Origin of the sequence: Pseudomonas sp. FeN3W, assembly GCA_030263805.2 — a bacterium.
GTDB classification, from domain to species: domain Bacteria; phylum Pseudomonadota; class Gammaproteobacteria; order Pseudomonadales; family Pseudomonadaceae; genus Stutzerimonas; species Stutzerimonas stutzeri_G.
Genome location: CP136010.1, coordinates 2235383 through 2258481, shown reverse-complemented (window position 1 = coordinate 2258481; position 23099 = coordinate 2235383). Strand labels below are relative to the sequence as shown.

The window sequence follows — 23099 nt, the reverse complement described above, 5'->3', positions numbered from 1 at the left end:
CCTGCTGGCTTGTGAGTGCGCTTGTTCTTGGCGTATGCTCGACCGCCTGTCTGTCCCAGTAAAAATAAGCGGAAATGCCACATGACTGACCTGAAAACTGCCGCTCTCGAGTATCACGCCCAGCCCCGTCCAGGAAAACTGAGCGTCGAGCTGACCAAGCCCACCGCCACCGCTCGCGACCTTTCCCTGGCTTACAGCCCAGGTGTCGCCGAGCCTGTCCGCGAGATCGGTCGCGATCCGGAACTGGCTTACCGCTACACTGGCAAGGGCAACCTGGTGGCGGTGATTTCCGATGGCACCGCTATTCTCGGCCTGGGTAACCTGGGCCCGCTGGCCTCCAAGCCGGTCATGGAGGGCAAGGGCGTGCTGTTCAAGCGCTTCGCCGGTGTCGACGTGTTCGACATCGAGGTCGATGCCGAAAGCCCGCAGGCCTTCATCGATACCGTCAAGCGCATCTCGATCACCTTCGGTGGCATCAATCTGGAAGACATCAAGGCGCCCGAGTGCTTCGAGATCGAGCGCGCGCTAATCGAACAGTGCGACATTCCGGTGTTCCATGACGACCAGCATGGCACCGCCATCGTGACGGCTGCCGGTATGCTCAATGCGCTGGAAATCGCCGGCAAGACTCTCGAGCAGGCCAAGATCGTCTGTCTCGGTGCCGGGGCTGCCGCGACTTCGTGTATGAAACTGCTGGTCAGCATGGGGGCGAAGATCGAGAACATCTTCATGATCGATCGCAAAGGCGTCATCCATGCTGGCCGTGACGACCTGAATCAGTACAAGGCTGTGTTCGCCCACGAGACCGACAAGCGTACTCTGGATGACGCCCTCGATGGCGCCGATGTTTTCGTCGGCCTGTCGGGTGCCAATCTGCTGAGCCCGGAGGGCCTCAAGCGCATGGCGGCCAATCCGGTGGTGTTCGCTTGCTCCAATCCGGATCCGGAGATCAGCCCTGAGCTGGCACATTCGACGCGTTCGGACGTCATCATGGCGACTGGTCGTTCGGACTACCCGAACCAGGTCAACAACGTATTGGGCTTCCCGTTCATCTTCCGCGGAGCGCTGGACGTGCGTGCCAAGCGCATCAACGAGGAAATGAAGATCGCGGCCGCCCTGGCCCTTCGCGATCTCGCCAAATTGCCGGTGCCGGCTGAAGTGGCTGCTGCATATGGTGTGGATAGCCTGGAATTCGGCCGCGAGTACATCATTCCGAAGCCAATGGACCCGCGTCTTATCACGTTGGTGTCTGACGCCGTGGCCAAGGCTGCCATCGAAAGTGGCGTGGCGACATTGCCTTATCCGTCGCATTACCCGCTGCAGTCGGTGAACGACGTTTTCAACGGCTGATCTGCGCTGAAAAACAAACCCCGCCAAGGCGGGGTTTTTTGTTGGTTGGCGAAGGCCGGTTCGATCAGAACAGATCGAGTGGGGCGGCTTCATCGGCCGGAAGAGGGCTTCCAGGCGCCTGGGTTCCAGAATCGAATTCACCCATGGGGGGCGGCGAATCCTCGCTCTTGAAGACCTCGAAATAGGCATCAGGCGTGCTGGGCGTGGCAGCGCGACCGCTGACCGGATCTATGCGTAGCTTGAGCAGTCCGTCCGGTTCCGCTGGCGGATGCTCGGGCATGTCCTTGAGCACTGCGCTCATGTAGCTCATCCAGATCGGCAGCGCGACCGTTCCGCCGTACTCGTTGCGCCCCAGGCTCTGTGGCTGGTCGAAGCCCGCCCATACCGTGGTGACGATGTCGGCGTTATAGCCGGAGAACCAGCTGTCGATGGAGTCGTTGGTGGTGCCGGTTTTACCCGCGATGTCACCGCGACCCATGGCCAGCGCACGCCGTCCTGTACCGCGCTTGATGACGTCCTGCAGCATGCTGGTCATGATGTAGGCGGTACGTTCATCGAGTACCTGCTCGGCAAAGCGTGGCTCGTTGTCGAGTTCTTCGCCGTCATTCAGGTCTCGATTGTCAGGCGCTGCGTAAACCTCGGTTTCCGTTTCCTGGGTATCGGTACTGCGCGATGGCACTCGTGCCGGGTTGGCCTCGAAGAGCAACTTGCCTTCACGGTCTTCTATGCGCTGGATCAGGTATGGCTCGATCTTGTAACCACCGTTGGCAAAGGTCGTCCAGCCGGTGGCGATCTCCATTGGTGTCAGCGTCGCCGTTCCCAATGCCAGAGACAGGTTGCGCGGTAAGTCCTGCGAATTGAAACCGAAGCGGCTGATGTAATCGATCGTGTGATCGATGCCCATGGTCTGCAGTAGACGAATCGAAACCAGATTCCTCGATTTGTACAGCGCCTCGCGCATGCGAATCGGTCCGAGGAACGTATTGTTGTCGTTCTTCGGGCGCCAGATGCGGTCCATGCCCTGCTCGACGAACACGATGGGGGAGTCGTTGACCAGGCTTGCGGCGGTGTAACCCGCGTCCAGCGCTGCGCTGTAAATGAATGGTTTGAAGCTCGATCCGGGCTGGCGCTTGGCTTGAATGGCCCGGTTGTAGTTGCTCTGGCCAAACGAGAAGCCGCCTGCCAGCGCTTCGATCGAACCATCCTGGGGGTCGAGTGAAACCAGTGCCGCCTGCGCCTGCGGCACTTGGCTGAATACGGCAGTCTCATCATCCTGCCAGCGAATGCGTACTACGTCGGCTAGCTTGACCACATCGGCTGGGCGTTGCGGCCTTGGTCCCATGCTGTTGATGCCGAGGTAGGGACGGGCCCACTTCATGCTGTCCCAGGCAACTGCGTGCTCGTTTCCGTCGCGCGTCAGCACCAGAATTCCGCTGGTCTCTACCTGCGTGACGACGGCCGGCTGCAAGCCGGAAAGGCTTCGGTACTTGGCCAGCTCACTGGGCCAGCTGTCGCGCGGTAGTTCTGTGAGGCGCGCTTCCGGCCCGCGGTAGCCGTGTCGCTGGTCGTATTCAATCAATCCGTTGTCGAGTGCGAGGTTGGCGGCAAGCTGTCGCTCGCTGGATACCGTAGTCTGCACCCGGAAGCCATCCGTGTAGGCCGCGCTGCCGAAGCGGCCTACCATCTCGGCGCGGGCCATCTCGGCTATGTAAGCGGCATCCAGCTCGGGTGCTGCGCCGTGGTACCGAGCGGTCTCAGGTTCGGCGAGTGCTTGCCGATAGCTAGTTTCATCTAGTGAGCCAAGTCTGTGCATGCGGCCCAGGATCCAGTCCCGTCGTTCTTTGCTACGGGTCGGATTAACCAGTGGGTTGAATGCGGAAGGCGCCTTCGGCAGGCCGGCGATCATCGCCAGCTGAGCGACGCTAAGCTCCGAAATGGGCTTGCCGTAATACACCTGAGAAGCCGCCTCGATTCCATAGGCACGATTGCCGAGGTAGATCTTGTTGACATACAGCTCGAGAATCTCGTTCTTGCTGAGCTCGCGCTCTATCTGCAGGGCCAGCAGGATCTCGTTGATCTTGCGCGAGAAACTTCGCTCACTGGTAAGGAAGTAATTTTTCGCCACCTGCATGGTGATGGTGCTGCCGCCGGTCTGAATCTGGCCACTTTTCAATAATTGCGTGGCAGCGCGCATCAGGCCGGTGATGTCGACGCCATAATGATTAGCGAAATTGTCGTCCTCGGCAGCCAGCAGTGCGTGGATGAATTCCTCGGGGATGTCCTCGAAGCGGATCGGTGAACGTCGCATTTCCCCGAACTCGGCGATCAGCTTGTCATCTGCGCTATAGACCCGCAGCGGAATTTGAAGCTGTATGCTCCGCAGGGAATCGACGGAGGGGAGGTTGGGGCTGAGGTAGAGAAATGCGCCGCTGATGCTCAGCAAGAGTGCGCAAAAAACTGCGAAGCACGACCAGAGAAGAAATTTCAAAAAACGCATCAGGGTTCTTGGAATCCAGGATTTGGGGGAGGAAGACTGCGGCGATGCTGAAAGGGAAAACCGTTCACATTATATGCGTTTTTTTTGCCGGGTAGCCATTTGCGCTTCTGTCAAGGCTGTTATCTAATGTGGATAAACATAATTAATCCGTAAGTTGCGGATAAAGATAGGAAATCGGTCGTGCTAGGGCTCTTCACTAAGAAAGCGAACACGCTGCTTGGGATCGATATCAGTTCGACCTCAGTCAAGCTCCTCGAATTAAGTCGATCAGGTAGCCGTTACCGCGTCGAGGCGTATGCTGTCGAGCCGCTCCCAGCAAACGCCGTAGTTGAAAAGAACATCGCCGAGCTCGAGGGCGTCGGTCAGGCATTGCAGCGGGTGGTCGCCAAGGCCAAGACTGGATGCAAGTCGGCGGTGGTGGCTGTTTCCGGTTCTGCGGTAATCACCAAGATCATCGAGATGGACGCTGGATTGTCCGACGAAGAGCTCGAGAATCAGCTGAAAATCGAGGCCGACCAGTACATTCCTTATCCGCTGGAAGAAGTGGCGATTGATTTCGAAGTTCAGGGCCCGGCTCCTCGCTCTCCTGGCCGAGCAGAAGTCCTGCTCGCGGCTTGCCGCAAGGAGAACGTCGAAATCCGTGAGGCAGCGCTCGCACTGGCGGGGCTCACTGCCAAGGTGGTTGATGTCGAGGCCTATGCGCTTGAGCGGTCCTACGGTCTGCTAGCACCACAGCTGGGCGCGGGGCATGGTGAGTTGACCGTTGCCGTTGTTGATATCGGGGCTACCATGACTACCCTGAGCGTTTTGCATAACGGCCGTACTATTTATACCCGTGAGCAACTTTTCGGAGGGCGTCAGCTGACGGAGGAAATCCAACGGCGCTACGGCCTATCCCAGGAAGAGGCTGGCCTTGCCAAAAAGCAAGGTGGTCTCCCAGACGACTACGACAGTGAGGTTCTGCTTCCGTTCAAAGAAGCAGTCGTGCAGCAGGTTTCTCGCTCGTTGCAGTTCTTCTTCGCGGCAGGGCAGTTCCATGATGTCGATTGCATCCTATTGGCAGGCGGGACGGCATCGATACCTGGGTTGGATCACATGATCCAGCAGAAGATCGGTACTCAGACTCTAGTTGCGAATCCATTCGCCGATATGGCTTTGAGCAGCAAGGTAAATGCTGGAGCGCTGGCTAGCGATGCGCCGGCCTTGATGATTGCTTGTGGCCTGGCGCTAAGGAGCTTCGACTGATGGCGCAGATCAACTTACTCCCGTGGCGTGAACAGCTGCGTGAAGAGCGGAAGCAGCGTTTCCTCGCGTCCCTTGTCGGTGTGCTCGTAGTGGCGGCTGGTCTAGTGTTTCTTGGTGATCGTTATTTCCAAGCGGCAATTGAGGAGCAGAGCGCGCGTAACGAGTTTGTCAAAAAGGAAATTGCGGTTCTTGATGCTCGTATTAAAGAAATCAAGGAATTGAAAGAGCGTCGTCAGCAACTGCTGGAGCGAATGAAGATCATCCAGGACTTGCAGGGCAATCGTCCCATTATCGGGCGGGTTTTTGATCAGCTTGTAAGGACGCTACCGGATGGGGTGTATTTCACTTCTGTAAAAATGACCGGAAAGAACATTGCGATTATTGGCGCAGCCGAATCGAACAATCGTGTCTCCAACCTCATGCGAAATCTTGATGCCTCTGATTGGCTCGAGGCGCCGAATCTGAACGAGGTGAAAGCCGTCACCGCTGGTGCCGTGGATCAGGAGAATGTGTTCCAGCTGACAGTTCAGCAAACGCAGCCGGTCGCCGCTACGGAAGGAGCAAAGCCATGAGCCTGGCTGAATCGTTAGATAGTTTTCGCAAGATAGACTTCGCTGATCTCGATCTTAATAACCTCGGGTCCTGGCCTGCACCGGTCAAGTTCATTGCTGGCGTGATGCTTCTCGCTGCGGTGCTTGCGCTAGGTTATTACTTTCATTTGCAGGATATGCAACTGCAACTGGAGCAGCAGCGCGCCCAGGAAGAAACCTTGAAGCAGCAGTTCTCGACCAAAGCCTTCCAAGCTGCCAATTTGGAGGCTTATAAAGCGCAAATGGCCGAGATGGAAACGTCGTTTGGTGCGTTGTTGCGGCAACTGCCGAGCGATACTGAGGTCCCCGGGCTTCTGGAGGACATCACTCGAACGGGGCTCGGTAGCGGGCTGGAGTTCGAGGAAATTAAGTTGCAGCCGGAGGTGGCTCAGCAGTTCTATATCGAGTTGCCGATAAATATTAAGGTCGTTGGGGGATATCACGATCTGGCAACTTTCGTGAGCGGTGTAGCAAGCCTTCCGCGTATCGTCACGCTGCATGATTTCGAGATCAAGACTGAAAAGAACGAAGCTACATCCAAATTACGGATGAACATCGTCGCTAAGACTTATCGTTATAACGACAAGGGGCTGCAGAAATGAATCGCGCGAGACTTACTGCGTTGGGCTTAAGTCTGGTTGCGCTGACTGGCTGCGGCAGCAGCAACGACTTCGGCGATCTGCAGCAATATATGAATGAGGTAAGGGCGAAGCCGAAAGGGACTATTGAGCCGCTACCGGCATTTATTCCCTACGAAGCCTTTACCTATAGCGCTGCCGCCTTGCGGCATCCGTTTCAGCCTCCGGTCAAGCTTGATTTAACCCAACGGCAAAAGGGCTCAAAAGATATCCAGCCCGATGAGTCTCGAGTTAAGCAGTTCCTTGAGGGGTTCAATATCGAGAACTTCACCATGGTAGGTACGTTGGCCAATGGTGGGGGGCGGTACGCCTTGATCAAGGGCGGCGACGGGGTTCATCGCGTCAAGATTGGCGACTATTTAGGGCGCAACCATGGCCGTATCGTCGAGATCAGCGATGCGGGAGTGGATGTAGTGGAAATCGTACCTGATGGAGAGGGTGGGTGGCTCGAGCGCCCGCGCAGTCTGACCTTGAAAGAGCGCACCTAGCGCGGGGCAAAAGCATGGAAAACCTTTACCGGTCTGCACAACGGAAGCAATTTATGAACACTACCCTTTCACGCCTAGGTATCTCTTTGCTGGCGGCGTTTATTTCCCCTGCCCTGCTGGCGGCCAACCTGAACGCCCTCGATGTCGCTTCGCTGCCCGGCGACCGTGTTGAGTTGAAGCTTGCGTTCGACGAACCGGTGACAACCCCGCGTGGTTATACCCTTGATCAGCCAGCGCGAATCGCGCTCGACCTGCCGGGCGTATCCAATAAGCTCGGAGCGAAGAATCGCGAACTGGGAGTCGGTAACGCGCGGAGCGTGACCGTCGTTGAAGCTCAGGGCCGTACCCGACTGATCGTTAATCTGAATACACTGGTGCCCTACTCTACGCGAGTGGATGGTAACAACCTCTTTGTAGTACTGGGCGAAAGTTCGGGGGCCGTCCGTGCCCCGGCTGTTTCAGCTGCGCCCATTGCTCCAGTGGCTGCGCCTGCCAAGGCGGCAGCTGTAGGTAAGGCAATCGAGAATATCGATTTCCGTCGGGGTGAAGATGGTGCCGGGAACGTGGTTATTACCCTCTCTGACCCATCGGTAGGCTCGACCATCGAGGAGCAGGGCGGAAAGATTCGTGTCCTCTTCGACAAGGCACAGCTGCCAGAGGCGCTGCGTGTTCGTCTTGATGTTCAGGATTTCGCTACGCCCGTGAAGTTTGTCGATTCGTCCGCTCAGGCCGGTGGAGCTAGTGTCGCCATCGAGCCGACCGGCCGATACGATTATCTGGCGTACCAGACAGACAACAAGCTGACCATCAGCATCAAGCCTCTGACCGAGGATGAAGCCGAGAAGCGCAAGGCTGAGCGTTTTGCTTATTCGGGTGAGAAACTCTCGCTCAACTTCCAAGATATCGACGTTCGTTCCGTGCTGCAGCTGATCGCTGACTTTACCGATCTGAACTTGGTGGCGAGCGATACCGTAGCTGGCAATATAACCCTGCGTTTGCAAAACGTGCCTTGGGACCAGGCGCTTGATCTGGTGCTGAAAACCAAAGGCCTTGATAAGCGTCAGGTTGGTAACGTGTTGCTGGTCGCGCCTGCCGACGAGATTGCTGCCCGTGAGCGTCAGGAACTTGAGTCGCAGCGGCAGATCGCCGAGCTTGCTCCGCTGCGTCGCGAGGTCGTTCAGGTCAATTATGCAAAGGCTGCCGATATTGCACGGTTGTTTCAATCGGTGACGGGTAGTGATGCCCCCACAGCGGATCGCGGTTCCATCGCAGTTGATGATCGTACCAACAACATTATTGCGTATCAAACGCAAGATCGACTTGATGAGTTACGTCGCATTGTTGCGCAGCTAGATATTCCTGTGAGACAGGTAATGATCGAGGCGCGCATAGTTGAGGCTAACGTTGGATACGACAAGGCGCTTGGAGTGCGTTGGGGAGGCAGCTATACCAATGATAATTGGGGCTTCTACGGTAAAGATGGCGCAATTGGCGTTGACGAGGAAACTGGGCGTGCAGGTTTGCCTGGAACTGACAAGGTCGGTAATTTCACTCTAAAGGATGCGCTGGCGCCTGTTCCATTCGTTGACCTAGGTGTGGCGAATAGTACCGCCGGCATCGGGATCGGTTACGTGTCCGACTATGGCATCTTGGATCTCCAGCTGTCGGCAATGGAAAAGACTGGGAATGGGGAGATCGTTTCGCAGCCCAAGGTCGTAACCGCTGATAAAGAAACCGCCAAGATCCTAAAGGGCTCCGAGATACCCTATCAAGAGGCTAGTTCGAGTGGGGCTACCTCTACGTCCTTCAAAGAAGCAGCTCTCTCGCTAGAGGTGACGCCGCAGATTACCCCTGACAATCGCATCATCATGGAGGTGAAGGTTACAAAGGATGCCCCTGATTTCGCGAATGCACTGAATGGAGTGCCCCCGATTAATAAGAATGAAGTCAATGCGAAGGTTCTTGTTACGGATGGCGAGACGATAGTCATCGGCGGTGTCTTCTCCAATAGTCAGATCAGCAGTATCGAAAAAGTTCCTTTCTTGGGTGATGTTCCGTTCGTTGGCCGCTTGTTCCGGCGAGATATAGTCGAAGATACAAAATCCGAGCTTTTAGTGTTCCTAACGCCTAGAATCCTTAACTACCGAGCGGTCGCCGTAGGGCAATAGTCGTTGCACAATTTCATTCTCGTAGGCCCGATGGGTGCTGGCAAAAGCACCATCGGGCGTTTGCTTGCCAAAGAGCTTCGTCTCCCATTCAAGGATTCCGATAAGGAGATCGAGCAACGGACCGGCGCCAGCATTCCACTGATCTTTGACGTGGAGGGTGAGGGTGGTTTTCGCGAGCGGGAGCGGGCGGTGATCGCCGATCTCTGTCAGCTCGAGGGAGTGGTGCTGGCCACTGGCGGGGGGGCGGTGTTGCGAGAGGATAATCGGCAGGCCCTTCGTGCGGGCGGGCGAGTCGTCTATCTCTGCACGTCGGTCGACCAGCAACTCGAACGCACCGCTCGCGACCGCAACCGGCCGCTATTGCAGGCTAGCGACCCTCGCAGCGTTCTGTCCGGCCTCATGGCCATTCGCGATCCGCTATATCGGTCGATAGCGGACATCATCATCGAAACCGACGAGCGACCGCCGCGCATGGTGGTGACGGAGATTCTCGACCGGCTCGCGTCTTTGCCGCCTCGTGAAAGCCGAGATGAATCTGCGCTATCCTAGACCCCTTTATTATTGGGGGCCCCATGCAGACTCTTCAGGTCGATCTCGGTGAGCGTAGCTATCCCATTCATATTGGCGAGCGGTTGATCGATTGCGCCGAGCTGTTTTCCGACAGGATCCGTGGTCGACAGGTGGCCGTTGTCACCAACGAAACCGTTGCGCCGCTATATCTCGATCGACTGACTCAGACCCTTTCCGACTACGCTGTCACTCCGGTGATTCTTCCCGACGGAGAAGAGCACAAGAATTGGCAAACCCTGCAGCTGATCTTCGACGCTCTGCTCGGAGCCAGGCACGACCGCAATACTACTGTCATCGCACTGGGTGGTGGCGTCATTGGTGACATGGCGGGCTATGCCGCGGCCAGCTATCAGCGCGGCGTGGACTTCATCCAGGTTCCCACCACGCTGCTGTCGCAAGTGGATTCTTCGGTTGGCGGCAAGACCGGTATCAATCACCCTCTAGGCAAAAACATGATCGGGGCGTTCTATCAGCCCCGAGCGGTCATCATCGATACCGCGACCCTGAAGACATTACCGTCTCGTGAGCTTTCTGCTGGGCTGGCTGAGGTGATCAAGTATGGACTTATTTGCGATGAGCCCTTCCTTGGGTGGCTTGAGGCAAATATTGATCGACTTCGAGCGCTTGATTCTGCGGTGCTGACGGAAGCGATCCATCGCTCCTGCGCTGCAAAGGCCAAGGTAGTGAACGCTGATGAGCGCGAGTCCGGCGTGCGCGCAATTCTCAATCTAGGTCACACATTTGGCCACGCGATAGAAACTCATATGGGCTATGGCGTCTGGTTGCATGGAGAGGCTGTAGCGGCGGGAACCGTGATGGCGTTGGAGATGTCTTGTCAGCTGGGCTGGATCACGCGGATGGATCGTGATCGGGCCATCAGATTGCTGCAGCGCGCGGCGCTTCCGGTCGTGCCTCCTGCGCAGATGAAGCCGCAGGACTTTCTCGAGCACATGGCCGTCGACAAGAAGGTTCTGGACGGTCGGCTACGCCTGGTTTTGTTACGGCAAATGGGCGAGGCAGTTGTGACCGGGGACTTCCCTCGCAACGTGCTGGATACCACCTTGAGCGCCAATTACGGTGCAATGACGGAACACCTGGGAGCATAAGAAAATTTCCATGACCAGTTTGTCTGCGGACGACGCGTTTCTGAATCACTATGGCTTCAGCCATGACCCGTTTGCTGCCCGCGTGCCGGGCTTCAAATTCTTTCCCGCGCAGCGCAAGCCGGTGCTTGGGCAGCTTCATCATCTGGCGCGCTACAGCCAGCTGCTGCTGCTAGTGACGGGGCCGGAGGGAAGTGGCAAAACCTTGTTGCGTCAGGCGCTGGTTGCCAGTAGCAACAAGCAGGCGGTTCAGAGCGTGGTCATTACCCCTCAGGCTACGATGGACGCGAGCGCGCTGCTGGCGCAGATCGCCCAAGCCCTGAACAGCCAGGACGCCGATTTTGACGGCGTGATGGCGCAGGTGGTCCAGCTGGCGCTGACGGGCCAGGAAGTCTACCTGCTGGTGGATGACGCCGAGCAGTTGACCGGTGCTGCGGTGGAGACTCTTTTGCGTCTGTCTACGGGCACCCCTGAGGCCCGGCCGCATGTGTTCCTGTTCGGTGAGTCTGCGCTCAGCGGGCGGCTCGAGGCCTTGAGTGATGGCGAGGAGCGCTACCATGCCATCGCGCTGCAACCGTATGAAGAGGATGAAACCAGAGAGTATCTGGCTTTGCGACTCGAGGGGGCTGGTAGCGGCCTCGAGTGTCTGAGCGAAGAGCAGATCGGACGTATCCATGAGCAGTCTGGTGGTTGGCCGGGGGCGATCAATCAGTTGGCTCGAGACGAGCTCATCGCCGCGATGCAAAGCAAGCGCGGGCGGCGGAAATCGGGCGGTATCGGATTTCCGCTACCAAAAAAACATTTGGTCGCTGTAGTCGCAGTGCTTGTACTTATAGCCGTCGGCTTTCTTTTCTTGCGTGGCGGCGATTCCGAGCGCCCGTCGGTCCCTGAAGTGACCTCCCTGCCGCTCGATGGCTCGTCTGCCTCGGGGCCGGTTGCTGAGACCGGGGAGCAGGACCCGACTGCCATCGAGTTCGATGGGCAAGAGCGGCCGTTGTCCCTGCCGCTGGGGGGCGACGCACAGCCGGTGGTGCGTGAGCCGCTGGCAGCTGCGGCTGGTGGCGAGAGCGAGGACGAGAGCGGCAGGCCCACCGCGAATGCCGCCGCCCCTACAATTCCGGCACCAGCACCAGCACCAGCACCAGCACCAGCACCAGCACCAGCACCAGCACCAGCACCAGCACCAGCACCAGCACCAGCACCGAGCGAGCGTGTTCAGCCCGCACCTGCACCCGCTCCGCAAGTTGCTGCACCTGCTCCGGCTCCCGCGTCACCCCAGGTGCGGCCGAATGCCGCAGAGCGTGCGCCTGCTGTAGCAACTCCCTCGGGTTCAACCAATGGCGCTTGGTATGCGAGCCAGCCGGGAAGCAATTATCTGGTTCAAATCCTGGGAACCCGTGTCGAGAAGAATGCTCAGGCCCTCGTCCAGCAGCATGGCGGCAACTACCGATACTTCGTCAAGGTTCACGAAGGCAAGCCGCTCTACGTCGTGACTTATGGCAACTTCGCGAATCGTGCTGCTGCGGTTGCGGCGGTCAAGACGCTGCCCGCTTCGTTGCAGACTGGCAAGCCGTGGATACGAAATTTGGCAAGCGTGCAACAGGAAATCAAACAGTCTCGTTAGAAAAACGCCCCAAAAAAGTGCGCAATGCACCTTTTTGGGGCTTGCAAAAATAAATTGTGTCGCTCTAGCTGGCTTTGTAAACTGCTCCCCCTTTTGCCCACGTGAATGACGGGGTGAGTCTCTGCCCGTCAATAAGGGGTTGATTTACAACGCATTTAGCTGGTGGAGTGCCTATGAGAGCAGGTCTGTTTCGTCCTGAAGAGTTCAAGGATAACTGCGGCTTCGGTCTGATTGCCCACATGCAGGGCGAGGCTAGCCATCACCTGCTAAAGACTGCCATTCAGTCCCTGACCTGCATGACTCACCGCGGTGGCATCAACGCTGACGGCAAAACCGGTGACGGTTGCGGTCTGCTGATGCAGAAGCCCGATGCCTTTCTGCGCGCCAAAGCTCTGGAGCATTTCAGCGCCGAGCTGCCTGCGCAGTATGCCGTCGGGATGATCTTTCTGGATCAGGACGCCAGCAAGGCGGACCAGGCCCGCGCTCGTTTGAGCGAAGAGATTCTTGCCCAAGGTCTGACACTGGTCGGCTGGCGTGAAGTGCCGGTCGATACCAGCGTGCTGGGCCAGCTTGCTCTTGAGCGTCTGCCGCGGATCGAGCAGGTCTTTGTCTCCGGCGATGGCTTGGATGAGCGCGAGTTCGGCATCAAGCTGTTCTTCGCACGCCGCCGGGCCGAAGTCGCGCTCGCCGACGACAGCGCCTTCTACGTTTGCAGCCTCTCCGACAAGGACATCATCTACAAAGGCCTGATGATGCCTGCCGACCTGGCGCAGTTTTATCCGGACCTGGGCGATGAGCGTCTCGCCACGGCGATCTGCGTGTTCCACCAGCGTTTCTCCACCAACACCATGCCGCAATGGCGTCTGGCCCAGCCGTTCCGCTTTCTCGCGCACAACGGCGAGATCAACACCATTACCGGTAACCGCAATTGGGCACAGGCGCGTCGCCTGAAGTTCGCCAACGAGCTGCTGCCCGATCTGGAAAGCCTGTCGCCGCTGATCAATCGCACCGGCTCGGATTCCTCCAGCATGGACAACATGCTTGAACTCTTGGTCACCGGCGGAATGGATCTGTTCCGTGGTCTGCGTATGATCATTCCGCCAGCGTGGCAGAACGTCGAGACCATGGACCCCGATCTGCGTGCGTTCTATGAATTCAACTCCATGCACATGGAACCCTGGGATGGCCCGGCTGGCGTGGTGTTGACCGACGGTCGCCATGCGGTGTGCCTGCTCGACCGCAACGGCCTGCGTCCGGCGCGCTGGGTGACCACCAAGAACGGCTATATCACCCTCGCGTCCGAAGTCGGTGTCTGGGACTACAAACCGGAAGACGTTCTGGCCAAGGGCCGCGTCGGGCCTGGGCAGATCCTCGCTGTGGACACCCACACCGGCAAGGTGCTGCACACCGATGACATCGACAACCGCCTGAAGGCACAGCAGCCCTATAAGAAGTGGCTGCGCCAGAACGCCCTGCGCATTCAGTCGACGCTGGACGACAACGACCACGGTTCGGCCTTCTACGATGCCGACCAGCTCAAGCAGTACATGAAGATGTACCAGGTCACCTTCGAGGAGCGTGATCAGGTGCTGCGTCCGTTGGCCGAACAAGGCCAGGAAGCGGTCGGTTCGATGGGAGACGATACGCCCATGGCGGTCCTGTCGCGTCGCGTGCGCTCGCCCTACGACTACTTCCGTCAGCAGTTCGCGCAGGTCACCAACCCACCGATCGATCCGCTGCGCGAAGCTATCGTCATGTCGCTGGAGACCTGCCTAGGTGCCGAGCGCAATGTTTTCGAGGAAACAGCCGAGCACGCCAATCGCGCGATTCTGACCACTCCGGTGATCTCTCCGGCGAAGTGGCGCACGATCATGAACCTGGAGCGTCCGGGCTTCGAACGTCTGGTCATCGACCTGAATTACGACGGGACCATCGGCCTCGAGGCGGCGATTCGCAATATTGCCGACCAGGCCGAGGAAGCCGTACGTGGCGGCAAGGTCCTGCTGGTCCTCAGCGATCGTCATATCGCACCAGGCAAGTTGCCGGTGCATGCTTCGCTGGCCGTGGGTGCGGTTCACCACCGTCTGGTGGAAACCGGCCTGCGCTGCAGCTGCAACATCCTGGTGGAAACCGCCACCGCCCGTGATCCGCACCATTTCGCCGTGCTGATCGGCTTCGGCGCGACTGCGGTCTACCCGTTCCTTGCCTTCGAGGTGCTGGGCGATCTGATCCGCACCGGCGAGGTGCTGGGCGATCTCTACGAAGTGTTCAAGCACTATCGCAAGGGCATCTCCAAGGGGCTGATGAAGATCATCTCCAAGATGGGCATCTCGACCATCGCCTCCTACCGCGGTGCGCAGCTGTTCGAAGCCGTCGGCCTGTCCGACGAAGTCGTGGAGCTCAGTTTCCGTGGCGTGGCCAGCCGTATCAAGGGCGCGCGTTTCGAGGATCTGGAGGCCGAGCAGAAGGCGCTGGCTGCCGAAGCCTGGAGCAGCCGCAAGCCGATCCAACAGGGTGGCCTGCTGAAATTCGTCTACGGTGGCGAGTACCACGCGTACAACCCGGACGTGGTGAGTGCGCTGCAGATGGCGGTGCAGAGCGGCGACTACAGTCGCTTCAAGGAATACACCGCGCTGGTCGACCAGCGTCCGGTGGCCATGCTGCGCGACCTGCTCAAGGTCAAGGTGGCCGAGCAGCCGCTGACGTTGGAAGAGGTCGAGCCGCTGGAGGCGATCCTCAAGCGTTTCGACTCTGCCGGTATCTCGCTCGGTGCGCTATCGCCGGAAGCCCACGAAGCCATCGCCGCGGCGATGAACCGCATCGGCGCGCGCTCGAACTCCGGTGAGGGTGGTGAAGATCCGGCCCGCTACGGCACAGAGCGCAGCTCGAAGATCAAGCAGGTCGCGACCGGTCGCTTCGGGGTTACGCCGGAGTACCTGGTCAACGCCGAAGTGCTGCAGATCAAGGTCGCCCAGGGCGCCAAGCCTGGCGAAGGCGGCCAACTACCAGGCGGCAAGGTCAACGGCCTGATCGCCCGACTGCGCTATGCCGTGCCTGGCGTAACGCTGATCTCGCCACCGCCGCACCATGACATCTACTCGATCGAGGATCTGGCGCAGCTGATCTTCGACCTCAAGCAGGTCAATCCGCAGGCGCTGGTTTCGGTCAAGCTGGTGGCCGAGCCTGGCGTCGGCACCATCGCCGCTGGGGTGGCCAAGGCCTACGCCGACCTGATCACCATCTCCGGCTACGATGGCGGTACTGGCGCCTCCCCGCTGACGTCGATCCGCTATGCCGGCTCGCCGTGGGAACTCGGCCTCGCGGAAACCCACCAGACCCTGCGCGGCAACGACCTGCGCGGCAAGGTCCGGGTACAGACCGACGGTGGTCTGAAGACTGGTCTGGACGTGATCAAGGCGGCGATTCTCGGCGCCGAGAGCTTCGGCTTCGGTACTGCGCCGATGATCGCGCTGGGCTGCAAATACCTGCGCATCTGCCACCTGAACAACTGCGCCACTGGTGTTGCCACGCAGAACGAGCAGCTGCGCAAGGATCATTTCATCGGCACCGTCGACATGGTGGTCAACTTCTTCCAGTTCGTCGCCGAGGAAACCCGCGAGTGGCTGGCCAAGCTGGGCGTGCGCAGCCTCGGTGAGCTGATCGGCCGCACCGATCTGCTCGAGGTGCTGCCGGGCGATACCGCCAAGCAGAACAATCTGGATCTGTCGCCCCTGCTCGGCGGCAGCAACATCCCAGCAGACAAACCGCAGTTCTGCGAGGTCGAGAAGAACCCGCCATTCGACCAGGGCCTGCTGGCCGAAGAGATGGTCAAGCTGGCCAAGGGCGCCATCGATGCCAAGAGCGGCGGCGAGTTCGAACTGGAGGTCTGCAACTGCGACCGTTCCATCGGCGCCCGTGTCTCCGGCGAGATCGCCCGCCAGCATGGCAACCAGGGCATGGCCGGCGCGCCGATCACCTTCCGCTTCAAGGGCACGGCCGGCCAGAGTTTCGGCGTCTGGAACGCCGGTGGTCTCAATCTGTACCTGGAAGGCGATGCCAACGATTACGTCGGTAAAGGCATGACCGGCGGCAAGCTGGTGGTCACTCCGCCGCAGAGCGCCAGCTATCGCTCGCAGGACTCGGCGATCATCGGCAATACCTGCCTGTACGGCGCCACCGGCGGCAAGCTGTTCGCCGCCGGTACCGCGGGCGAGCGTTTCGCGGTGCGCAACTCCGGTGCCCACGCCGTCGTCGAGGGTACTGGCGACCATTGCTGCGAGTACATGACCGGCGGCTTCGTCTGCGTGCTCGGCAAGACCGGACACAACTTCGGTTCGGGCATGACTGGCGGTTTCGCCTATGTGCTGGATATGGACAACAGCTTCGTCGACCGCGTGAACAACGAGCTGGTCAACCTGCAGCGCATCACCGGCGAGGCGATGGAAGCCCATCGCAGCCATCTGCAGGACGTGCTGCGCGAATACGTTGCGGAAACCGCGAGCGAGTGGGGGCTGAGCTGCTGGATAATCTCGACGACTACCTGCGTCGGTTCTGGCTGGTCAAGCCCAAGGCGGCCAACCTGGCTTCGCTGCTGTCGAGCACCCGGGCCAACCCGCAATAACAATAAGCCGCTTCAGGCAGCGGCCCCGTCAACCCGGGACCGCTGCTCACCCTGATTGTCTTGCAGCCGTATGTATCGTCTACGGCCGCTGTTGAGAGGTTTTGAAATGACTGAACGTCTGAATAACGACTTCCAGTTCATCGAGGTCGGGCGCAAGGATCCGAAGAAGAAACTGCTGCGCCAGCGCAAAAAGGAGTTCGTCGAGATCTACGAACCCTTCAAGCCGCAGCAGGCCTGCGAACAGGCCCACCGCTGCCTGGGTTGCGGCAACCCCTATTGCGAGTGGAAGTGCCCGGTGCACAACTACATTCCCAACTGGCTCAAGCTGGTCTCCGAGGGCAACATCCTCGCTGCTGCCGAGCTGGCGCACCAGACCAACACCCTGCCGGAAGTCTGCGGCCGCGTCTGTCCGCAGGACCGCCTCTGCGAGGGTGCCTGCACGCTGAACGACGGTTTCGGTGCGGTGACCATCGGCTCGGTGGAGAAGTACATCGCCGATACCGCCTTCGCCATGGGTTGGCGGCCGGACATGTCCAAGGTCAAGCCGACCGGCAAGAAGGTCGCGATCATCGGTGCCGGTCCGGCAGGCCTCGGTTGCGCCGATATCCTCGTGCGCAACGGCGTGACGCCGGTGGTGTTCGACAAGAACCCTGAGATCGGTGGCCTGCTGACCTTCGGCATTCCCGAATTCAAGCTGGAAAAGACCGTGCTCAGCCGTCGTCGCGAAATCTTCGGCGGCATGGGCATCGAGTTCCGTCTGAACACCGAGGTGGGCAAGGACATCAGCATCGACCAGCTGCTGGCCGATTACGACGCCGTGTTCATGGGCATGGGCACCTACACCTACATGAAGGGCGGCTTCCCCGGGGAAGACCTGCCGGGTGTGTACGACGCACTGGATTTCCTCATCGCCAACGTCAACCGCAACCTCGGCTTCGAGAAGTCTGCCGAAGACTTCATCGACATGAAGGGCAAGAGGGTCGTGGTGCTGGGCGGTGGTGATACCGCGATGGACTGCAACCGCACTTCCATCCGCCAGGGCGCCAAGAGCGTGACCTGTGCCTACCGCCGCGATGCGGCGAACATGCCGGGTTCGCGCCGCGAAGTGAAGAACGCCAAGGAAGAGGGCGTGAAGTTCCTCTTCAACCGCCAACCCATCGCCATCGTCGGCGAAGGCAAGGTCGAAGGTGTGAAAGTGGTCGAGACGCGTCTCGGCGCGCCGGATGCCCGCGGCCGCCGCAGCCCCGAGCCGATTCCCGGTTCCGAGCAGGTGCTGCCGGCCGATGCGGTGGTCATCGCCTTCGGTTTCCGCCCGAGCCCGGCACCGTGGTTCGAAGCTCAGGGCATTCAGATCGACAACCAGGGCCGCGTTGTCGCGCCCGAGGTGGGCAAGTTCAAGCACCAGACCAGCAATCCCAAGATCTTCGCCGGCGGCGATATGGTCCGCGGTTCCGATCTGGTAGTGACGGCGATCTTCGAGGGTCGTCAGGCTGCCGAGGGAATCATGGATTACCTTGGCGTCTGAAGGCAGCTTCAAGCTGCAAGCCACAAGCTTCAAGTAAAAGCGGGAAAAGCAGCGGCAGGCTTCAGGCCACAGGCTTCAAGAGAAAAGCTTGACAGGCGTTAGGCGCCGCCCCTGACACTGATCCGACGAGCGAAGCCACGGTGGATGTAAAAAACGACATCCATCCTACGCTCGCTTGCAGCTTGCAGCTTGCAGCTTGCAGCTTGCAGCTTGCAGCTTGCGCTGTCTGACCTGAATCAAGACCCGGGATAAAAGGCACGGCGCTCGCCGTGCCTTTTTTTTTCCGCTTTGCGACAATGCACGGCACTTTTACGCTGGAACCCTGCCATGACCGCCCTGAAGAACGACCGCTTCCTTCGTGCCCTGCTCAAGCAGCCTGTTGACGTCACCCCGGTGTGGATGATGCGCCAGGCTGGCCGCTATCTGCCCGAGTACCGGGCCAGCCGCGCCAAGGCCGGTGACTTCATGAGCCTGTGCATGAACCCCGAACTCGCCTGCGAGGTGACGCTGCAGCCGCTGGAGCGCTATCCGCTGGATGCCGCGATCCTGTTCTCCGACATCCTCACCGTGCCGGACGCCATGGGCTTGGGTCTGTACTTCGAGACCGGCGAGGGGCCGCGCTTCAAGAAGGTGGTGAGCACCGTTGCGGACATCGAGGCGCTGCCGATCCCCGATCCGGAGAAGGATCTGGGCTATGTGATGGACGCAGTGCGCACCATCCGCCGCGAGCTCAATGGCCGCGTGCCGCTGATCGGTTTCTCCGGCAGTCCGTGGACCCTGGCGACCTACATGGTCGAGGGCGGCTCGTCGAAGGACTTCCGCAAGTCCAAGGCCATGCTCTACGAGAACCCGCAGGCGATGCACGCCCTGCTGGACAAGCTGGCGCAGTCGGTCACCAGCTACCTCAATGGGCAGATCCTCGCCGGTGCCCAGGCGGTGCAGATCTTCGATTCCTGGGGTGGCAGCCTGTCGGCGGCGGCCTATCAGGAGTTCTCCCTGGCCTACATGCGCAAGATCGTCGATGGCCTGATTCGCGAGCATGACGGCCGCCGTGTGCCGGTCATCCTGTTCACCAAGGGCGGCGGCCTCTGGCTGGAATCGATGGCCGACTCGGGCGTCGAGGCGCTGGGGCTGGACTGGACCTGTGATATCGGCGAGGCACGCCGCCGCGTCGGCGACAAGGTCGCGCTGCAGGGCAACATGGACCCGAGCGTGCTCTATGCCAAGCCCGACGCCATCCGCGCCGAGGTCGCGCGTATTCTGGCGAGCTTCGGTCATGGCAATGGCCACGTGTTCAACCTGGGCCACGGCATCACGCCGGAAGTCGATCCAGCCCATGCCGGCGCCTTCATCGAATCGGTGCACGAACTGTCCGCGCAGTACCACGGCTGACTTTCACCGGCTCGAAACGAAACGCCCCGCATCAGCGGGGCGTTTTGCATTGCGGGCTCAGTGTGCCGCCTGCGGCTCCGGTAGTGGGCGCAGGCGCGCCAGGTGCAGGGCCACGGCGAGGGCGATCAGCAACAGCGAAGCGATGAACAGGCCTACGCCGTCCCAGCCGGCAGCGTGCCAGAAGACGCCACCCAGCGTGCCGGCGATGCTCGAGCCCAGGTAGTAGCTGAACAGATAGAGCGACGACGCCTGGCCGCGCGCCTGTTGCGCGCGGCGGCCGATCCAGCTGCTGGCCACCGAATGGGCGCCGAAGAAGCCGAAGGTGAACAGCAGCATGCCCGGCAGCACCAGCGGCAGCCGGTCGAACAGGGTCAGGGCCACGCCGGCCAGCATCAGGGCGATCACCAGCCAGAACACCCGGCGCCGGCCGAAGCGATCGGCCAGCGCCCCCACCTGTGCCGAACTGTAGATGCCCGACAGATAGAGCACCGCCAGCAGGCCGATCATGGTCTGGCTGAGGTGGAACGGCTCGGCAATCAGCCGATAGCCGATGTAGTTGTACAGCGTGACGAAGCTGCCCATCAGCAGGAAGCCCTGCAGGAACAGCCAGGGCAGGCCAGCATCGCGAAAGTGCAGGGTGTAGCCCTGCGCCAGGCCGCGCAGGCGCAATGGGCGCGGCTGGAAATGTCGCGATTCCGGCAGCAGGCGCCAGAGCAGCAGTGCCGCCAGCAGGGCCAGCCCGCCCATCAGTCCGAGTACGCTGTGCCACGACAGGTAGTCCACCAGCACGCCGCTCAGCAAGCGCCCGCTCATGCCGCCGATGGCGTTGCCGCCGATGTATAGCCCCATCGCCAGGCCCAGGTGATGCGGGTGGATCTCTTCGCTCAGGTAGGTCATGGCCACCGCAGCCACGCCGCTGAGCGCCAGGCCGACCAGTGCGCGCATCAGCAGTACGCCTTCCCAGCTGGGCGCGAGCGCGCTGCCGACGGTGAACACGGCGGCAGCGAGCAGGGAGACGACCAGCACCTGCTTGCGGCCGATGGCATCGGAGATCGGCCCGGTGATCAGCAGTCCGACGGCCAGCGTCAGGGTCGAGAGCGAAAGGATCAGGCTGCTCTGTGCTGCGTTGATACCGAACGCCTGCGACAGCATGGGCATCATCGGCTGCACGCAGTAGAGCAGGGCGAAGGTGGCGAAGCCGCCGGCGAACAGGGCCAGGGCAGTGCGCGTGAAGCGCGGCGTACCTTTTTCGGTATGGCTGATGGGTGCGTCAGGCGCGGGTATCTTTGCTGACGCGCCACTGGCGTCGTGCGTACTGCTCACGATGAAGACCTCTGTCCGATTCGCTTTTTCCGGCCAAAAGCGGGCCGTTACGCCTGTGATCGCTTTTTCGATCGGCAGGCGCGGTTTCTGTTGTTCGGGTTTATGGACGAAATGATAGGAAGCTTTGTTTAAGCTATCCAATATATTATTCGACCTTATTGATATGTTTTGCGAATCGTTAGGGCGCACATGGAACTGAGACATCTACGCTATTTCGTGGCGGTGGCCGAGGAACTGCACTTCGGACGGGCAGCCGAACTGCTGCGCATCTCTCAGCCGCCGCTGAGCCAGCAGATCCAGGGCCTGGAACAGGAACTGGGCGTGCGCCTGTTCGATCGCACCAACCGCCGGGTGTCGTTGACCGATGCCGGCCGGCTGTTTCTCGACGAGACACGGCGCACCCTGGCTCAGGTGGACAAGTCGGTCGACGTGGTGCGGCGTGCCGAGCAGGGTGAGATCGGCGAATTGCAGGTCGGTTTCACCTCGTCAGCGCCCTTCACCTCGATTCTGCCGCGGGCGATTCTGGCTTTCCGCCAGGCCTTCCCGGCGGTGCACCTTGCGCTGCAGGAAATGACCAGCAAGCAGGTGATCGACGCGGTGCAAGACGAGAAGCTGCAGGTCGGCATGATCCGCCCTTTTGCCTTGCCGCCGGGCCTGCAGACCGTCGAGCTGTTCAGCGAGCCACTGGTCGCGCTGATGCATACCGGGCATCCGCTTGCCGAGGCAGGGGAGGAGGGCCTGGCGCTGGCGGAGCTGGCCGATGAGCCCTTCGTCTTCTTTCCGCGCAGCTACGGCACCGGACTTTACGACCAGCTGCTGAACCTGGCGCGGCAGGCGGGATTCAGCCCACGCATCGCACAGGAAGCGAACGAAGCGCTGACCATCATCGGACTGGTGGCGGCGGGACTGGGGGTGTCGGTGCTGCCAGCATCGTTTCGCCGTATCCGTATCGACGGGGTGCGCTTTCGCACCCTGTCGGATCAGGACGCCACCACAGCCGTGTGGCTGGTCAAGCGTCGCCAGGAGCAGTCGCCCCTGGCGCAGGCGTTCATGGATCTGGTTACACGCGAGGCGTTGAGCCAGCGTTAACGCTGCAACCGCAATGGTGGTTCAGGGCTGCTTGTAATGAGCGGGCGTTTCGCCCTTGTCCTGTTTCGGAACACGGGTCACGCGGATATCGGTGATGCCCATGACTTCGGCCTGCTCCAGCAGCCGCGCCTCGTCGGCATCGGCTTTCGGCATCACCAGGCTGTTCTCGGCATCGGCATTGTGCAATTGGATGAGATGGCGCGCGGCTTCACCCTGGGACAGGCTGTCCGCGTCGCAGGTCTCGGCGCGCGGGTCGTTCTGGTAGATGTAGTTGATTTCGAAGGTATGCGAGGACTTGCCGAACATGAGGCGCTTCAATTGAGTTCACTGATGTTCAGTGGACTCGATGGCGCGGCCAATCGTTCCGGCGGGCGGTCGCCGCGGTGGGCCGATGCCTTTCCCAGCGCATCGGCTGGGAGGCTTACTTGACGTTGGCCAGATCGCCCTTGAGGGCAACGCCGGCCATGATGGCGCCGGCATGGCACTCGTACTTCTCGCTGTCCTTGTATTCGACGTGCTTGTAGTTGCTGGCGATGTTCACCACGGCATTGGCGCCGGCAGCCTTGGCGGACTGCTGCATGGCGATCAGCGCCGATTGCAGGGCCCAGCTGCAGGCGCCTTCGTCGGTCTTGTTGAATGCATTGGTCTTCTTGCTGGTGGTGACGCCGCTGCGCACGACCTTGGCATTGCCCGGCGTCTTGCCGGCCAGGTAGAACTTGACGCTGCCATCCAGGCGGCCGGCCTGGGTGGCTTCGGCGACAACGGCGTCGAACGGCAGGTAGTGGGTGGTATCACGAGCCTGGCTGATGCCTGGCAGCACCAGAAGCGCCAGCGCTGTGCCTATCCATGCGGTTGTTTTCATCGGCTTTTTCCTTG

General features: G+C 60.2%; 16 protein-coding genes and 1 pseudogene. 13 read left to right on the top strand and 4 right to left on the bottom strand.

What is annotated here, in order from left to right; all coding sequences use genetic code 11:
- Nucleotides 1–81: 81 nt before the first annotated feature.
- Nucleotides 82–1350, top strand: a complete 1269-nt coding sequence (locus P5704_010780) for a malic enzyme-like NAD(P)-binding protein (protein ID WOF80910.1) — start codon at nucleotides 82–84, stop codon at nucleotides 1348–1350.
- A 64-nt stretch (nucleotides 1351–1414) separates the two neighbouring features.
- Here P5704_010780 and P5704_010775 read toward each other — a convergent pair whose 3' ends face one another.
- On the bottom strand, nucleotides 1415–3847 hold the full coding sequence (locus tag P5704_010775) for a penicillin-binding protein 1A (protein ID WOF80909.1): 2433 nt from the start codon (nucleotides 3845–3847) through the stop codon (nucleotides 1415–1417).
- A 180-nt stretch (nucleotides 3848–4027) separates the two neighbouring features.
- Between P5704_010775 and P5704_010770 the strand changes: the two genes are divergently transcribed.
- The 11 genes and pseudogenes from P5704_010770 (at nucleotide 4028) to hemE (ending at nucleotide 19811) form a co-directional block, all read left to right on the top strand.
- The gene (locus tag P5704_010770) at nucleotides 4028–5092 is read left to right on the top strand and encodes a pilus assembly protein PilM (protein WOF80908.1); all 1065 of its coding nucleotides are present in this window, start codon (nucleotides 4028–4030) and stop codon (nucleotides 5090–5092) included.
- Nucleotides 5092–5664, top strand: a complete 573-nt coding sequence (gene pilN / locus P5704_010765; GenBank protein WOF80907.1) for a type 4a pilus biogenesis protein PilN — start codon at nucleotides 5092–5094, stop codon at nucleotides 5662–5664. Before P5704_010770 ends, pilN begins: the two co-directional genes overlap by 1 nt.
- Nucleotides 5661–6284 carry a type 4a pilus biogenesis protein PilO gene (pilO, locus tag P5704_010760; GenBank protein WOF80906.1) on the top strand — a complete coding sequence of 208 codons (624 nt, stop codon included), beginning with the start codon at nucleotides 5661–5663 and terminating at the stop codon, nucleotides 6282–6284. The genes pilN and pilO overlap by 4 nt, the downstream gene beginning before the upstream one ends.
- Nucleotides 6281–6808 carry a type 4a pilus biogenesis lipoprotein PilP gene (gene pilP / locus P5704_010755; GenBank protein WOF80905.1) on the top strand — a complete coding sequence of 176 codons (528 nt, stop codon included), beginning with the start codon at nucleotides 6281–6283 and terminating at the stop codon, nucleotides 6806–6808. Before pilO ends, pilP begins: the two co-directional genes overlap by 4 nt.
- Nucleotides 6809–6861: 53 nt before the next feature.
- Nucleotides 6862–8976 (top strand): type IV pilus secretin PilQ, encoded by a 2115-nt coding sequence (gene pilQ, locus P5704_010750; GenBank protein WOF81208.1) that lies wholly within the window; start codon nucleotides 6862–6864, stop codon nucleotides 8974–8976.
- A 3-nt stretch (nucleotides 8977–8979) separates the two neighbouring features.
- Nucleotides 8980–9525, top strand: coding sequence for a shikimate kinase AroK (gene aroK / locus P5704_010745; protein WOF80904.1), 546 nt, complete (start codon nucleotides 8980–8982; stop codon nucleotides 9523–9525).
- A 23-nt stretch (nucleotides 9526–9548) separates the two neighbouring features.
- Nucleotides 9549–10652 (top strand): 3-dehydroquinate synthase, encoded by a 1104-nt coding sequence (aroB, locus tag P5704_010740; protein ID WOF80903.1) that lies wholly within the window; start codon nucleotides 9549–9551, stop codon nucleotides 10650–10652.
- A gap of 10 nt (nucleotides 10653–10662) precedes the next feature.
- Nucleotides 10663–12273, top strand: a complete 1611-nt coding sequence (locus P5704_010735) for an SPOR domain-containing protein (GenBank protein ID WOF80902.1) — start codon at nucleotides 10663–10665, stop codon at nucleotides 12271–12273.
- Nucleotides 12274–12446: 173 nt separating this feature from the next.
- Nucleotides 12447–16894 (top strand): annotated as a pseudogene (gene gltB / locus P5704_010730) (glutamate synthase large subunit).
- Between the two features lie 106 nt (nucleotides 16895–17000).
- Nucleotides 17001–18419 (top strand): FAD-dependent oxidoreductase, encoded by a 1419-nt coding sequence (locus tag P5704_010725; GenBank protein WOF80901.1) that lies wholly within the window; start codon nucleotides 17001–17003, stop codon nucleotides 18417–18419.
- Nucleotides 18420–18746: 327 nt separating this feature from the next.
- On the top strand, nucleotides 18747–19811 hold the full coding sequence (gene hemE, locus P5704_010720) for a uroporphyrinogen decarboxylase (protein ID WOF80900.1): 1065 nt from the start codon (nucleotides 18747–18749) through the stop codon (nucleotides 19809–19811).
- Nucleotides 19812–19868: 57 nt separating this feature from the next.
- On the opposite strand, the gene P5704_010715 is transcribed toward hemE, so the two are convergent.
- Nucleotides 19869–21134, bottom strand: coding sequence for an MFS transporter (locus P5704_010715; GenBank protein WOF80899.1), 1266 nt, complete (start codon nucleotides 21132–21134; stop codon nucleotides 19869–19871).
- 189 nt (nucleotides 21135–21323) lie between these two features.
- Between P5704_010715 and P5704_010710 the strand changes: the two genes are divergently transcribed.
- On the top strand, nucleotides 21324–22223 hold the full coding sequence (locus P5704_010710) for a LysR substrate-binding domain-containing protein (protein ID WOF80898.1): 900 nt from the start codon (nucleotides 21324–21326) through the stop codon (nucleotides 22221–22223).
- A gap of 21 nt (nucleotides 22224–22244) precedes the next feature.
- Here the strand turns inward: P5704_010710 and P5704_010705 are convergent, their stop codons facing one another.
- Both P5704_010705 and P5704_010700 read right to left on the bottom strand, forming a co-directional pair.
- Nucleotides 22245–22529, bottom strand: coding sequence for a hypothetical protein (locus tag P5704_010705; protein ID WOF80897.1), 285 nt, complete (start codon nucleotides 22527–22529; stop codon nucleotides 22245–22247).
- Nucleotides 22530–22644: 115 nt separating this feature from the next.
- A complete protein-coding gene (locus P5704_010700; protein ID WOF80896.1) occupies nucleotides 22645–23085 on the bottom strand; it encodes an excinuclease in 441 nt (146 codons plus the stop codon).
- Between the last annotated feature and the right edge of the window lie 14 nt (nucleotides 23086–23099).